This is a genomic window from Candidatus Nanopelagicales bacterium (assembly GCA_018003655.1).
In the GTDB taxonomy this organism is placed as follows: Bacteria; Actinomycetota; Actinomycetes; order S36-B12; family UBA10799; genus JAGNDY01.
The window spans coordinates 1-14,222 of sequence record JAGNDY010000022.1 but is presented as its reverse complement, the minus strand read 5'-3'; the positions used below and the strand labels follow the sequence as shown (position 1 = coordinate 14,222).

Here is a 14,222-nt window from a genome sequence, read left to right as displayed (position 1 = left end):
CCGTGGACAGAACGTCCAAGTCAACGTGCAACCACCAACTCAGCCCTCTGCTAGCGAAGTTCTGAGCGACGGTCTTGCCGGAATCCAAGTCATTCACCAGTCCACTAGCGTCCAGGAACACCCCGACTCGTTCGGCAATGCTCGGGATACCGCTAGCTGAAATCTCGCGCTCGTCTCGTGGACCGAGGACTGCCACATTGGCCCCTGGCAGAATGTGGAGACCCCTTGCCAGTATCGATGCCGGGTCAAGCTGATTGATCCCCAAGAGCAAACCGAGCTCGCTATCAGCTACCTCTCCCGAATGACTCACCAACGGTGGCCACGCATCTTCATGTCCGTCGATGAAAATCAACCCAGGGGTTGCCTCGCGTGAGGCCGCTCCCGCTATGGCGCCGACAAGCACCGCACAGTCGCCGCCGAGTACCAGGGGTATCTGCTGAGCCGCGATGGTCCCCGCTACCGCATCAGTGAGGCCCACAGTCGTCGCTTGCAGTGATCCGATCGCAAGTAGTCCGGTCAGGGCGTCACGCAGGGGCTGGGGAGAACCAACCGCGACGTCACCGGTGTCTCGCACTGAAACTCCCGACGAGTGCATGCGTGCCAACAGGCCGGACTCCCGCAACACGGCGGGTCCCTTGGCAACACCACCCGCGGTTCCGGCCGAATTGAACGGTGCTCCGATCAGCGCAACTCGTCTAGCTGAAGGACTTCGCGATGGGCTCTGCACCCCGCGATTGTCGCGCTCTTGATCGGACCTCGCCAGTTGTCGCCACCCGGGTTCGCCACCAAGGGGTGAGCAACGCCTGAGTTCAAGTCGGCAGGAGGCGCAAGAAACATCGAGTCCAGCCCAACAAGAATCGGGTGCCGGTAGCCGCTAGGACCACCGACACCCGATCATCGTGGGTGTTCTTGCTACTTCAGCTTGCTCACGTCGACGCCCGGTGGAACGAGCACCTGGTCGATGAGGTGAACCACCCCGTTGGTTGCGGGAACGTCAGCCGTGCTGACTGCTGCCCCGTTGATCGTGACGCCATCGGTCGTGCTCAGAGTCACGTCTTGACCCTCAACGGTCTTGACCTTGCCCGCTTTGATATCGGAGGAATACACCGCACCGGACACAACGTGATAGGTGAGAATCTTCTGCAAGGTGGCCTTGTTCTCCGGCTGGACCAGCTTGTCCAAAACGCCGGCTGGAAGTGCGGCGAACGCTTCATCAGTGGGCGCGAAGACGGTGAACGGCCCAGGCCCCTGCAGCGTCTCGACCAATCCTGCTGCCTCTACCGCCGTGACCAGCGTGGTTGTAGTGGGATTGCCCGCCGCGACGGCGACTACGTCTCCGGTTGCTGTTGGCGAAACCGAGGCAGACGCGGTGGGACTCTCGGAAGTGGTGGAACTTGCAGTCGAACTGCACCCGGCCAGAGCGACCACGGCGACGGCGGCAATGCCGATGTACTTGAGTTTCATCATGCTCCCTCGGACGTTGATCCCCGATTGGGACCCTCAACCTTCTATCGCCGGGCGCACCCGGGTTGGATGCAGCCAATCGATGATTTCTTCCGCAGCAATGCGTGCGTGTCTGGCAGAGGTTCGTTCGACCGCTAAGAAGCCTTGAGCTGTAGGTAGCGTCTGAGGTGGCCCCGCAGGAACTCGGGGAGTTGCTTGGGCTTGCCGGTTGTCTTCTCGATCGCCACGATGACCGTGCTCGCTCGGCTATAGATGACTGAGTTGTCGGGCTCGGTGACGGTGTAGGACAGGCTGAACGATGTTGAGCCGATCCGATCTACCACCATGTCCACCGCAATCGGGGACGACCGATAGACCAGGGGAGCCAGGTAGTCGATGTCGTGATGCCGGACGACCAAGCCGATATCGGCAGGCGCACCCAGATCCAATACTTCGTGAATCAATTCGGCCCTTGCGGCCTCGTAGTACTCAAGCATTTTGATGTTGTGCACGTGTCCGAGCGCATCCATATCCGACCACCGCATCGTCGCGAGCGTCCGGCGAACAGTTGGTTCGGACATGGTCCGCCTCCAGGTCAACGTGGCAACCGCGTACTGCGGTCGGAACTATCCTCTCGGGTGGTCGGCAAGCCGGTGTTTGCCGGTACCTGACTCAAAGAGGAAGCGACTCGGCTGGCCGCGTACTGACAGGAATCCGGCCACCTCAGGTGGGAGTATTCCGGCGTGGGGACGACCAGCGCAGGCCAAGCCTCTCCGGGCATCCTCAGCGGAAAACCGGCACAGGCCGGGCTCGTGCTTGCCACCCTCATAACCGGGGCAATTGTCGCCAACATCAACACGTCAATTTCGAACGTGGCTCTACCGTCCATTGGGCGGGCGCTACAGGCGACCAACACCGAGTTGACCGGAATCACCGACGCGTATCAATTGGGGATCGCTGCGACCGTGCTCTACCTCGGGGCAGTCGGGGATCGGCACGGACGCAGGAAGTTGTTGCTCATCGGTGCTGCACTCTGCGTCCCGTTCTCGCTGGCGTCGGTGTTCGCGACTTCGGCGTTGATGCTGATCATCGCGCAGATGCTCGTCGGAGTTTCTTGCGGCATGCTGTACCCGACCACACTGTCGTTGATCTCATCGTTGTGGAGCGGCGTGGGCAAGACCAAGGCGATTGCCCTGTGGACCGGCATCGGCACAGGCACGTCCATCCTCGGACCGATCCTCGGTGGCTGGATGTTGGGCGTCTTCTGGTGGGGCTCGGTCTTTGCGATCACGATTCCGTTGGCCGTGTTGGTTTTCGTCGCAGGTTTCAAGCTGCTACCTAAGAGTGCCGGCGAAAGCGATGCACCGGTTGATCATCCCGGCGGCGGTCTGAGCGTCGTGATGATCGCCTGCTTCGTCCTGAGCATAGTGATCCTCCCGCAGGGGCTGACGCCGGTCATCTGGGGTCTCTGGGCGGTCGTGTTGGTGTCGGGCGTGTTGTTCGTTGTCCGTGAGCGCAAGGCGCCCAACCCACTGTTCGACTTCAGGGCAGCGTCTATTCCCACCTTCTGGGTGGCGTTTGTCGTCGGCCTGATTGCATTCGGCGCCTTGGTCGGCGCCATGTTCATTGGTCAGCAGTTCACCCAGAACGTGTTGGGGATGGATCCACTGTCGGCTGTGCTGTTGACCTTGGGTCTAGCCGCGGGGATGTTTCCGTCGTCTGTCGCGGCCGGTCGAATGATCGAGGCTCGCGGAACTCGAACCCCATTCATGATCGGGCTCTCAGTCGTGGTCCTGGGCTTCCTGCTCATGCTGTTCACCTGGCAGGTTGGCACATCTCTGCTCTGGGTTGTCGCTGCTTACCTCTCCATCGGGATCGGCATCGGCATGGCGTCGACCTGTGCGATGCGTTCGTTGAGCATGTCGCTTCCCCTCACCAAAGCTGGCATGAGTTCAGGCTCGGCCGATCTGACCAAAGACCTCGGTGGCGCCGTCTTCCAAGCGATCCTCGGCACCTTGTTGGCGGTCGCCTACAGCGACTACTTCAGCCGCGCCTTTGCGCAGCTACCGACAGACCAAGCCCAGCAACTCGGCAACCGAGCGGCACAGGAGATCGGATCCTCTTACGAGGGGGCCGAGGCAGTCGCCAAGACCCTGCCCGGCGCCGATGCAACCCAGTTGATCGCCGCGGCCAATCAAGCCTTCACGGAAGGGAAGTCCACTGCGATCGCCGTGGCAACAGCCGCTGTTCTGATCGCGATCACGCTGGTGTGGTGGAAGTATCCGCGTGTGTCCGACGAGCGACGACTATTCGGCGGAATCAATGCGCAGAACGATCAGAATGCGCAGATCACCGGCGACTCCGGCGACCCGCACGATCTGGCAAACCAATAGACCCTGTGCCACGCTTGCCCGGTGAACGACGACGCTTCGAGTGAGCCACCGCGGCGCGGCGACAACCGGGATGACGTGGCACAAGAGGCCGCGGATCAGCTCTCAGACTTCGCCGATCCACACCAACAGTGGCGGCGATTGATCGCGGAGTTCGTCGGCACGTACTTGTTGGTCTTGGTCGCGGCGGGCGGGCCGATGGTCGGGGATCGTTACCCAGAAACGGTGTCGACAGCGGCGGCGGTGGTCGCTCCAGGGGTGATGGTGATGGCCATCATCATGGCTATGGGCAAGTTGTCAGGCGCGCATCTTAATCCGGCGGTGAGTTTCGCATTCGCGCTCCGCAAGGACTTTCCGTGGCGCCGGGTACCTGGCTACGTGGTCGTGCAATTGGCTGGCGCCATCTGCGCCGCGCTATGCCTGCAGTGGATCGTTGGAAACTCCGCACGGTTCGGAGGCACGTATCCCGGCTCATCAACCTCTGCGCTCGCGGCCTTCGTGACTGAGACGATCCTGACGTTCGGCCTGCTGAGCGTCATCCTGGGAACGGCATCAGGAGCTCAAAATATCGGCATCATGGCCGCCATCGGTGTGGGTGGATACATCGCGTTGGCCGGCCTGTGGGCAGCACCATTGTCTGGCGCTTCGATGAATCCTGCCCGCACATTCGGTCCCAACCTGGTTGGTGGTGACCTCAATGACTACTGGGTCTACTTGGCAGGGCCACTGCTTGGCGCAGCGTTGGCCGTCGGTGTGGCCTTCCTGTTACGCGGACCCGGCGGTGGCCGGGTCGGTTCGGTTGCTGCCCAAGGCGCATTGGCACCCGATATCTCGCGCCCGGAGAAGAACTAGACCTGCGCAATCGAGTGCGACTGTGCCCGAACCTGAATCGATCCGGACGCAGCGAACTAGGCTGTGAACCGACCGAACGTCAGCCGCAGTGGCAGGAAACGGATGGTGCTCCCGATGAACATCAACCTCGTCGGTATGCGGGGCGTCGGGAAATCGAATGTCGCACGACGTCTATCGGTACTGACCAAGAGACCCGTCATGTCGACGGACTCGCTGATTGAGTACGAGGTCGGGATGAGTATTCCCGACTTCGTCGAGAGCCAGGGTGGCGATTGGCGAGGGTTTCGCGATGCTGAGTTCCGAGTCTTGCAACGGCTTTCGGCAATGGACGGAATCATTGTTGACTGCGGCGGGGGAGCGATCGTTGATCTCGATGCCGACGGCAATGAGGTATTTAGCGCCCGCAAGGTCGAAGCTCTGCGCGAGGGTGGGCCAATCGTCTGGCTCAAAGGCGACATCGCACGACTCGCGGCAAAGACCGAAGCTGATCCTCGTCGCCCATCCCTGCACCGCATCCACACCGCCGAGGAGATCATGCGTAGACGGGAGCCCTACTACCAGCGGGCTGCTGACATCAGCTACTTCGTCGATCGCGGCGATCGACAGCAGGTAGCCGTGGCGATTGCCTCCTCACACCAGCTCATTGCTCCCGATCGGTAACCGTGGGCCTGCGACAATCCGGCAGATCCGTCCGAACGTGAACGGACGCTAAGAGACGTCCACGACGATTGATTGGTAGCCCGAGGACGCTCCCGGACCGGGCTGCCTGACCGCTGGCGACTGCACCTTGCCGTTGGCGTCGATCATGCGCACGCGCAGTTCGTGCCCGCCGACTGCTGCCGGCCACTTCCACGACCACAACCGCCAGGTATCAACGCCCATCGAGGAGGCCAACTGCGCTGGCTGCCACGGGCCCGCGTCAACAGATATCTCGACAGCACCGACGGGCACGCGTTGATGCCAGGCCCTCCCGGCGACTGTGACGTCACCGACAGGAACAGTCGCGCCATCAGTCGGCACGTCGATTCGTGATGCCGCCTCAATGGTGCCATCGGCCACCCACCCCCGCGGAATCCAGAAGCCGACCTCTTCGGCGAAGGTCGTCAGTCGAATCTCCCGCAGCCACTTGGTAGCCGAGACATATCCATACAGGCCCGGCACGACCAGTCGGGCGGGGAATCCATGGTTGACCGGCAGCGGCACACCGTTCATACCGACTGCAACCATCGCGTCACGGCCGTCCAAGGCGGCGGTTATGGGGAAGGCAGCGGTAAACCCATCGACGGATTCGGCGACGATCTGCTGGGCGCCGTCTGCGACGCCAGCCTTTTCCAGCAGCGCGCGAAGCGGGACTCCTTGCCACAAAGCATTGCCGACAAGGTCGCCTCCGACTGGATTGCTCACACACGCCAAGGTCACGTAGTGCTCGACTTGGGGCATCGACATCAGTTCCGGGTACGACAGTTCGAATGGCTGATCGACCTTGCCACCGACCGTCAGCGTCCATCCCGCCACATTGACCGTGGGCGGTACAAGGGCTGTGTCGATCCGGTAGAAGGCGTCATTCGGTGTCACGGGTGGGGGCATGTCCGGAACGTCAACCCCGGCTCCCGCTGGCACGGCAGGGGCACGTCGGGCAGGCGTCGGCAAGCGCAGCGCATCGCGGGCCGACTCAACCGCTTGCAACGACTGACTGCGCACCGCAGACAGAACGGCGATACCGGCGAGCGCGGCACCAGTGACTCCCGCGCTGGCTATCAGGAAGGTTCTGCGGGCAAGGGCTGGCTCGGGCTGCAGGCGGACATTGCCGCTCTCATCGCGGACGGCGTTGACCGTGACGCGCAGGAGCAGGGCCAGAGTCGCCCAACCAGCCGCCCCCCCAACCAGACCGACGATCACGCTGGACCAAACTCGTGCGGTTGCGGCCCCGGCAATCAAGCCCACCACCAACCCAAGGATCAGGTATACCGGCCACGCTGCTCGGGCCGAGTCCCGGAATCGGAGACCAATCACCGCACCGAGTACCAAGATGACGGCCACGATTCCGGCGCTCAGGATGGGTTTGTCCGCTGTCCCGACGGCTGAGATCAACGATTCCCTGATGCTCGCCGGTGTGAGGTTGATGACCTGATTGGCGATGCCAACGATGGGCGAGGGTTTCCCCGGTAGCACTAGGGCCAATAGTTCCGCTACAGCCAAGGCGACAATGGCCGAAAGGGCGCCGACGAGCGCGCCAGTACGCCGCGACCAGACCGATCGGGAGTCGGCCGTCACCGAGTCCGCAGCCATGGTCGACATGGGGCCACCCTAGTTCCGGCTGTGGCCGATCACCCTCGCGGTGCGTGCGCCAGCAGCGGACCGGGGTCGCTGGCGACTACTGCGGACACCGACTGTTGCGGGCTTCGGAGCCATCTGGACAGGTGGCGTGCTGCAGGTTCGTGCCGGAGAAGTCAGTTCCGGTGACAGTGGCCCCTGTCAGGTCGGCGCTCTGCAACGTCGCCTGGTCAAACCGAGCGTTTGTCAGGTTCGCACTACGCAGATTCGCTCCCCGCAAATCCGCGCCGGTGAAATCGGCGCCCGTCAGATTCGCACCCGACAGGTCCGCGTTGTACAGACTCTGGCCAACAAACTTGGCGGCGGGGCAGGAAGTATTGGCCTGGATCTGGCAACCATTGATATTCGACGCCGCATCCGGGGTGGTGCTGCACGCACTCAACGCCACCACCACACCAGCAACCGCAAGCCAGATCTTTGTTCCGCGCATTACCGCCACCAATTCACTAGTGAGAAGCAGGATTCGTGGTGGATTCTTGCAGATCAGCAGCACAGTGGCAGTTCCTACCCGCGTGTTGGATCGGGTTAGTCGCCGATCAGCACGCGCCTGAACCCGCGGCCGTCCTCGCCGCCTGGGTCGCCTCGTTCGATCGTGGAACTTACGCCTCGGACGTCAACACTGGCTCGTGCAGTGCGTGGTCAGGCTGGATCGCGCGCAGGAACCGTCGGACACTCGCGTCCGTCTCCGCAAGCGTCGCTCGCTGATCCTGCCGATCATCCAAATCTGCTGCGGGAACGTCCCAGCGGACGACTTCGCCCGGTACGGAATCAAGGTCAAGGCCGACATCACCGATCACAATCACCACATCCGCGGCGATCATCAACTCGTCGGTAGCTGGCTTGGGAAAGTCCGTTAGACCCAGTCCCACCTCGCCCAGCAGTTCGGTCACGACCGGACTGATAGGGCCTCGCGGGGTCTCGCCGGCAGACGTGACATGGAAGCGACCAGGGGCATAGAAGCGAATCAACGCGGCCGCAGTCTGCGAGCGCGCTGCGTTGTGTTCGTCCACCACCAGGACCTCGGGAACGTTCTTCGAGATCTCACCACTCAGGATTCCCTGTGCGCGCAACTGCACCAGAGCGAACCGTTCGGTGAGGATGGGCAGGAACGTGGTGATGGTGGCATGGGCAGCGAGCTGGGCGTAGCAGTCCAGCACGACAGCACGCAGGTCATGGCGGTGGATTTCTCCCGCAGTGTGTGCGACCAGACCGTCGACGACGCGTTCGAGTTGCCCGGAAACTTCCAGGCTCAATTCTGTCATTCGTTCAGCCTCTCGCACCGATTGCCAAATTGCCGCCGTGACGCGATCTTTGTGGCGCTATTGCGCTTTTGCGTGTGGCTCTGGTGCGGCTTCAGCGGCATTGCCAGCGGCGAAATCCGCACCGAGTCGGCTGCGCGCGGCGATTCGGTCGCGAAGGACCGATCTATCAATCCGACCGGGTTCGGTGTCGGCGAGGAAGCGTGCCAGCACCCGCGAGAATCGCGTTGGCTCATCCATGTGCGGGAAGTGACGCGACTGTTCGAAAATCTCCAGTTCGCTACCCGGCATCGCCGCGTGCGATTCGTGGGCGTGGGACACGGGAATAACGGTGTCCAACGCACCCCACACGATCAGCGTGGGCAGACCCTCGGTCAAGTAGAAGCGATCGCTCGCGCTGACTCGTTGTCCACCCGGTTCCACGACACTGCGAAGCGTGTGCACAAACGCCGTGCGGGCCGCAGCTTCCGACAGCGACGCGTAACCCCGGCCGACTTCGGCGACGGACGGGCGCGGACGAATCGGGAACTTGCGGAACAAGCGCGCCGCCGCGACACCGGTTGCGCGCACTCGGTGGTGAGCTATCACAGGTAGGACAAACTCTGCGCCCGGCAAGGTCGCGGCCCGCAACGCAAGGCTGACCTCCCGGCCCAGACCGCCACTGTCGACCAGGACGATCCGATCGCAGTAGTCGAGGTACTGGTAGGAGAACTGCATAGCAACACCACCACCGAGTGAGTGGCCGACCACAGTGACCCGCTCATGACCCAGATGATCGAGTAGATCACGCAGCACCGAGGCGAACGCGCCAAGGGAATAGTCGGTTCGAGGTTTATCCGACTGTCCGTGGCCAAGCAGATCCGGCGCAATGACGTGCGCGTGCTCGGAAAGTGCAGGGATGACCGGATCCCAAGTGGCCGAGCTACTGGTGATCCCGTGGATCAGCAGCAGTACCGGCAGCGACGGATCGCCTGCCTCGCGATAGGCGACGCGGTGACCGTGCAAGGTGACGGCGGACTGCTGCATTCCATTCTCCTAACGATTGCGGCCGTACTGCTCGTGCGAACTGACCCAGTCCAACGCCGAGATAGCCGATGCGAGCGAGATCTCGCCAGCGAGCACTGTTCCCGCAACGATCTCGGCGAGTTTGTTGACCGTTCCTCTTTCAGTGCAACCCAACATCGCTAGGCATTCGTGTTGGGTAGGCAGTGCCGTGCCGCCGCCATGAGTGGCGACAATCAGCGATGGCAGCGTGATCGCCAGGTACAACCCTTCGTCGACCACCTCGCCGTGGATGACTGCGGCCGAGGATTCGGCGACGTTGGCGACGTCTTGGCCACAGGCGATGAACATCGCGGTGATCCCGTTGGCAGCGTGCAGGCCGTTGTTCACTGCACCGGACAAGAAGGCGCCGACGTTTGCCACGGATCCGTGCTGGACCAACCCTTCCGGCGTTACCCGCATCACCGATCCGAGCACCTGCCGGGGGATGATCACCTCGGCAGTCACCCGCTTGCCTCGCGTGTGCATGATGTTGACCTGCGACGCCTTCTTGTCAGTAGCGAAGTTCGACTCAAGATAGAAGTGCCGGATCTCCGGCCGGTGCGAGATGATCCACGAGGCCGCGGCAAAGGTCGCCTTACTCACCATGTTCTGGCCTGCCGCATCCCCAGTGGTGTAGTCGAAGCGGCAGAAGGCGTATCGATGGGCCAGATAGACCTCGATCCGCAGAAGCTTGCCGACGTGGGTCGTGGACTCCGCGACGGTGCGGATCTCCTCCAGGTTTTGCTGAAGCCAGTGCCCGAAGTCCCGCGCCTCCCGAGCACTATCGAAGATGAACACAGGTGCACGCTGCATCGAGTCGTCCTGAACGGTGCAGGTCACGCCACCAGCCGCGTTGAGAACCTTCATGCCCCGGTTGTACGAGGCGATCAAGGTTCCCTCGGTGGTCGCCATCGGCACCAAGAACTCGCCCTTCGCGTGCTCGCCGTTGACGATCAATGGACCGGCGATCCCCAGTGGGATCTCCGCAGTCCCAGTGAGGTTCTCGATGTTTCCTTGGGTCAGGCCGGGGTCATAGGTGATTTGTGAAACATGTTGCAGTTGCACGCCCGTCACGTCGTGCACGAACTGCTGACGTGCCTGCACGGCCTCCTGGCTCCAATCCTCATCCGTCCGAGGGATATGGGGCCGCTCCGGTGGTGGTTGGACGACATAGTCAACGGCTTCGAAATCCAACGGTCCAAAAGGGTCGCAAACGAAGCTGCACGAGATGGTGTGCGGACCCTCGGCTAGCGGGGCACCAGTCAACCGAACCTCGACTTTTGAGCGCAGCGGGAAGGGCAGCGGATTGTCCACGCTGATTGAGTGCAACGGCATCGTCGAGCCGTCGATGATCAGCTCAGAGGTTTCGGGGTCGTAGTCCAGGCCGTCGATCGTGATGTCTTGGACACCGGTCAGGATCGCGTCAAACAGCCGATTCTTCACCCGATAACTGGGACCTGCTTCCTGATTCTGCAGACTCCCCACGCTGTAGAGGTGGTTGACCAGTGAAAGCGAGACCATTGCGAGCTCCTAACCAAGATGGACTCCAACCCTACTCCAGTAGGTGGTGAAGCGAATCGTGATTGGACTACTGCAACACCTCAAGCACCACGTCGATACCGCGGTTGAGATCGTCATCGCTGATCACTAGCGGGGGCGCGAGCCTCAGCGTGGTCGAGTGGGTCTCTTTGATCACTACGCCCATCGCTAACGCCTGCTCGCATCGGGGTCTGGCTGGTCCGGCAGCACCGGTCAATTCGACTCCGGCCCAGAGCCCTCGACCACGAATCTCCTGGACCGTGTCCGGAGCCTCGGCGCGCAGCCGCGCGAACATGTGCTCGCCCAGTCGCAGCGACTCCCGCTGAATCTGGCCCTCAGCAAGAATCGCAATTGCCTCTCGGCCCACGGCCACCGCCAACGGGTTACCGCCAAACGTCGACCCGTGCTCGCCAGGTTTCAACACCCCGAGAACCTCGTCACGGGAGACGACGGCGGACAAGGGCAGGATGCCCCCACCAAGCGCCTTGCCCAAGAGCACAACGTCAGGAACGACCGATTCCCAGTCGCAGGCCAGCGTCTTGCCCGTCCGTCCGAGTCCAGACTGAATCTCGTCGGCGATGAACAGCACGTTGTTGGCACGGCAAAGCGCCGCGGCCGCCGAAAGGTAACCATCGGGTGGAACGACCACCCCAGCTTCGCCCTGAATTGGCTCGACGAGGAAACCAACGACGGTTGGATTTGCCAACGCCGCCTCAAGCGCGTCGGCATTGCCGTACTCGACGGCAACGAAGCCAGGCGTGAATGGACCAAAGTCCGACCGCGCCACGGGGTCCTCGCTGAAGGAGACGATCGTCGTGGTGCGGCCGTGAAAGTTCCCTGCAGCCACGATGATCGTGGCCTGATCGGCGGGCACGCCCTTGGTTCGGTAGCCCCAAGCCCTGGCTGTCTTAATCGCCGTCTCGACCGCCTCGGCACCGGAGTTCATCGGGAGCACCCGATCAAGATTCACCAGGTCCGCTAGTTCCTCACAGAACGGGCCGAGCTGATCGGAATGAACGGCACGGCTGGTGAGAGTCACCCGATCCAGCTGACGTTTGGCGGCATCAAGCAATCGCGGATATCCGTGGCCGAAATTCAGTGCGGAATAAGCGCTGAGGAAGTCCAAGTACCGCTTGCCCTCTACGTCTGTGAGCCAAGAACCGCTCGCCCTTGCCACCACAACCGGCAAAGGGTGGTAGTTGTGTGCGCCACGGGCGTATTCGAGGGCAATCAGTTCGGCAGAATCCACCCTCGTGACCCTACAACTTGGGTGATTTCTTGGCCGCCTTTTGTAGCCCGTAGGACGAGTAGAAGGGCGCGAGGCGAGCACGGATACGTTGTTCCAGATAGCCGTCGCTGTACGCGCGCTTCATCACGGGAGTGCCGGCGCTGGCGACGAATCTGCGTGTAGCTGCCCGGTCCAAGCCGAAGTCGTCGAGCACGGAGCGCACCGTTGAGTCGCCATACTCAGTCAACAGCTCGGCAACGACGATCGTGAGAAATGAGCGAAACGTGGGTGTCGATCGAATCGACACCGCAATCGTCGCGACAGAGTCCACCAGAGCGGTGACCGACTCGGCCGGCACAAGTGCCGCCAACTGCGCGACGGTCACGGCCTTGTTGGACGACCACACCTCGTCCACAACGGCGCCGAGCACCTCCTCGTCGAGGGCGCTGTTGAGGTACCGACGACTTTCGCGAATCGTGTCCTGAATGTTCGCGCCGACGAAGGCGGTGAGCTGGCGGTCGATGCTTTGCTCCAGCTTCGGCGCAGCTGAGTTGACAGCCTGCTGGCTTAGCCGCATGAGCTTGGAAGCGCCCGGCACCCGTTTGGCAATAAGGTTCTCGGTTTGCAGGTAGTTCTTGATGCCTTGGTACAAGACGTGCGCGATGAGCCGGGAGTAGACGTCGCTGGTGGTGACCTGGTCAATGACTTCGCCTCGAACCCCCTCAAGCTGGAGCGTCGCGCTCGCCAGCGCATCAAATTGCTGCTGGGAAATCAACCCGTCCAGTCGAGTGTCGTCGGCCAGCGCAACACGGTGAATGGTGTGCGCGACGTCGACGGCAACGGTCCGCAGGATCCCGTCCATCGGTCCATCGCAGAAGAAGTCGAGCAGCATCTCGTCGATTTCCGCGGCACCGACGAGATCTCCGATTGGGACATCAGCGAGCCAGTCGTAGGCGCTGTCCGCCTCATCGGTCAGAGTCCGGTGGAGACTCCGGCCACGCCACTGCTTGAGTTCAAACTGGACGTGCGCCTCCAGCATGTCGTCCAGATTCGGCATGCGGTGATCCTGGCACGACCGCACCGAATATCCCGACTGGCCCCTCGCTGCGGCCCCGCCCCAACTGCCCGTGACTCAGAACAGACCGGCAAAGGCACCTTTGCGAGCACCGACCCGTGGTGAAATATGACCATGGACGAAACGCCTCAGTTGACCGTTTCCAGGGACGTCTTCCCCTCGTTCCCGGAAACCTTCGTCTGGGGGACCGCGACGGCTGCCTACCAGATCGAGGGAGCGTGGGACGAGGGTGGCAAAGGCACATCCATTTGGGACACGTTCGCCCACACGGCCGGCAAAATCATGGATGGGTCCAGCGGAGACACCGCGTGTGACCACTACCACCGCTGGGAGTCCGACCTCGACCTTATGGGCGAGTTGGGCGTCAACGCCTACCGGTTCTCCACGTCATGGCCGCGGGTGCTGCCGACCGGCTCGGGCACGCCGGAGGAGCGTGGCATCAGCTTCTACGACCGACTCGTCGACGGCATGCTTGCCCGCGACATCGCGCCATACCTGACCCTGTATCACTGGGACCTGCCACAGGTGCTCGAGGACGAGGGTGGCTGGACCGCACGGGCAACCGCTGAGAGATTCGCCGAGTACGCGGCGCTGCTCGGTGATCGACTCGGTGATCGAGTGGCCGCGTGGATCACGCTGAACGAACCCATCGTGACGTCGAGCCTCGGCTACGCATTTGGGGTACACGCACCGGGACGTTGGCTCGGCCAAGCCCTCTACCCAGTCGTTCATCACCTGCTGCTCGGGCACGGATTAGCTGTTGAGGCGCTTCGGTCGGTTGGCGTCGCTGGCACGGTCGGCATAACCAACAACCTCGCCCCTGTCCGTGCCGTGAACCCAGACTCGTCAGCTGACGTCGAGGCAGCCGCGTTCTACGACAACTACCGCAATCGCCAGTTCCTCGACCCCATCCTGTTGGGGGAGCAGCCTCTCGACCTCGAGCAGGCCTATCCCGGATCGGACTTCAGCGTCATCCAGGACGGTGACGCCGCAATCATCAGCGCACCCATCGACTTCCTCGGCGTCAACTACTACAACCCGGAGGCAGTCAAGGCCCC

Annotated in this window: 14 protein-coding genes; 4 read left to right on the top strand and 10 right to left on the bottom strand. The window is 62.3% G+C overall.

Annotated features, from left to right (window positions below):
- The 3 genes from KAZ48_05110 to KAZ48_05100 all read right to left on the bottom strand — a co-directional run.
- The coding region (locus KAZ48_05110) for an arginase family protein (protein ID MBP7972157.1) at positions 1-727 on the bottom strand (727 nt) is incomplete at its 3' end.
- Positions 728-912: 185 nt separating this feature from the next.
- A complete protein-coding gene (locus tag KAZ48_05105) occupies positions 913-1,467 on the bottom strand; it encodes a fasciclin domain-containing protein (protein MBP7972156.1) in 555 nt (184 codons plus the stop codon).
- 131 nt (positions 1,468-1,598) lie between these two features.
- Positions 1,599-2,024 carry an acyl-CoA thioesterase gene (locus tag KAZ48_05100; GenBank protein ID MBP7972155.1) on the bottom strand — a complete coding sequence of 142 codons (426 nt, stop codon included), beginning with the start codon at positions 2,022-2,024 and terminating at the stop codon, positions 1,599-1,601.
- A gap of 162 nt (positions 2,025-2,186) precedes the next feature.
- Here KAZ48_05100 and KAZ48_05095 point away from each other — a divergent pair, with 162 nt between their 5' ends.
- From KAZ48_05095 to KAZ48_05085, 3 genes are all read left to right on the top strand, one after another.
- Positions 2,187-3,836, top strand: a complete 1,650-nt coding sequence (locus KAZ48_05095; GenBank protein ID MBP7972154.1) for an MFS transporter — start codon at positions 2,187-2,189, stop codon at positions 3,834-3,836.
- Positions 3,837-3,857: 21 nt separating this feature from the next.
- On the top strand, positions 3,858-4,685 hold the full coding sequence (locus KAZ48_05090; GenBank protein ID MBP7972153.1) for an aquaporin: 828 nt from the start codon (positions 3,858-3,860) through the stop codon (positions 4,683-4,685).
- 114 nt (positions 4,686-4,799) lie between these two features.
- The gene (locus tag KAZ48_05085; protein ID MBP7972152.1) at positions 4,800-5,345 is read left to right on the top strand and encodes a shikimate kinase; all 546 of its coding nucleotides are present in this window, start codon (positions 4,800-4,802) and stop codon (positions 5,343-5,345) included.
- A gap of 48 nt (positions 5,346-5,393) precedes the next feature.
- Here KAZ48_05085 and KAZ48_05080 read toward each other — a convergent pair whose 3' ends face one another.
- The 7 genes from KAZ48_05080 to KAZ48_05050 all read right to left on the bottom strand — a co-directional run bounded on the left by KAZ48_05080 (position 5,394) and on the right by KAZ48_05050 (position 13,146).
- Positions 5,394-6,983: a molybdopterin-dependent oxidoreductase gene (locus KAZ48_05080; GenBank protein ID MBP7972151.1), complete on the bottom strand. Its 1,590-nt coding sequence runs from the start codon at positions 6,981-6,983 to the stop codon at positions 5,394-5,396.
- A gap of 76 nt (positions 6,984-7,059) precedes the next feature.
- Complete coding sequence (locus KAZ48_05075; GenBank protein MBP7972150.1) at positions 7,060-7,449, bottom strand: pentapeptide repeat-containing protein; 390 nt, start codon at positions 7,447-7,449, stop codon at positions 7,060-7,062.
- A 169-nt stretch (positions 7,450-7,618) separates the two neighbouring features.
- Positions 7,619-8,281, bottom strand: coding sequence for a hypothetical protein (locus KAZ48_05070; GenBank protein ID MBP7972149.1), 663 nt, complete (start codon positions 8,279-8,281; stop codon positions 7,619-7,621).
- Between the two features lie 57 nt (positions 8,282-8,338).
- Entirely contained in the window at positions 8,339-9,304 is a 966-nt protein-coding gene (locus KAZ48_05065) for an alpha/beta fold hydrolase (protein MBP7972148.1), read from the bottom strand.
- 9 nt (positions 9,305-9,313) lie between these two features.
- Complete coding sequence (locus KAZ48_05060) at positions 9,314-10,843, bottom strand: hydroxymethylglutaryl-CoA reductase (protein ID MBP7972147.1); 1,530 nt, start codon at positions 10,841-10,843, stop codon at positions 9,314-9,316.
- A gap of 67 nt (positions 10,844-10,910) precedes the next feature.
- Positions 10,911-12,110 carry an ornithine--oxo-acid transaminase gene (gene rocD / locus KAZ48_05055; GenBank protein ID MBP7972146.1) on the bottom strand — a complete coding sequence of 400 codons (1,200 nt, stop codon included), beginning with the start codon at positions 12,108-12,110 and terminating at the stop codon, positions 10,911-10,913.
- 10 nt (positions 12,111-12,120) lie between these two features.
- Positions 12,121-13,146 carry a hypothetical protein gene (locus KAZ48_05050; protein MBP7972145.1) on the bottom strand — a complete coding sequence of 342 codons (1,026 nt, stop codon included), beginning with the start codon at positions 13,144-13,146 and terminating at the stop codon, positions 12,121-12,123.
- A 132-nt stretch (positions 13,147-13,278) separates the two neighbouring features.
- Between KAZ48_05050 and KAZ48_05045 the strand changes: the two genes are divergently transcribed.
- The coding region (locus KAZ48_05045) for a family 1 glycosylhydrolase (protein MBP7972144.1) at positions 13,279-14,222 on the top strand (944 nt) is incomplete at its 3' end.

Coding starts and splice junctions, on each gene's coding strand:
- KAZ48_05105 (MBP7972156.1), bottom strand. CDS start 1,467: ATGATGAAACTCAAGTACATCGGCATTGCCGCCGTCGCCGTGGTCGCT.
- KAZ48_05100 (MBP7972155.1), bottom strand. CDS start 2,024: ATGTCCGAACCAACTGTTCGCCGGACGCTCGCGACGATGCGGTGGTCG.
- KAZ48_05085 (MBP7972152.1), top strand. CDS start 4,800: ATGAACATCAACCTCGTCGGTATGCGGGGCGTCGGGAAATCGAATGTC.
- KAZ48_05080 (MBP7972151.1), bottom strand. CDS start 6,983: ATGTCGACCATGGCTGCGGACTCGGTGACGGCCGACTCCCGATCGGTC.
- KAZ48_05075 (MBP7972150.1), bottom strand. CDS start 7,449: ATGCGCGGAACAAAGATCTGGCTTGCGGTTGCTGGTGTGGTGGTGGCG.
- KAZ48_05070 (MBP7972149.1), bottom strand. CDS start 8,281: ATGACAGAATTGAGCCTGGAAGTTTCCGGGCAACTCGAACGCGTCGTC.
- KAZ48_05065 (MBP7972148.1), bottom strand. CDS start 9,304: ATGCAGCAGTCCGCCGTCACCTTGCACGGTCACCGCGTCGCCTATCGC.
- KAZ48_05060 (MBP7972147.1), bottom strand. CDS start 10,843: ATGGTCTCGCTTTCACTGGTCAACCACCTCTACAGCGTGGGGAGTCTG.
- KAZ48_05050 (MBP7972145.1), bottom strand. CDS start 13,146: ATGCCGAATCTGGACGACATGCTGGAGGCGCACGTCCAGTTTGAACTC.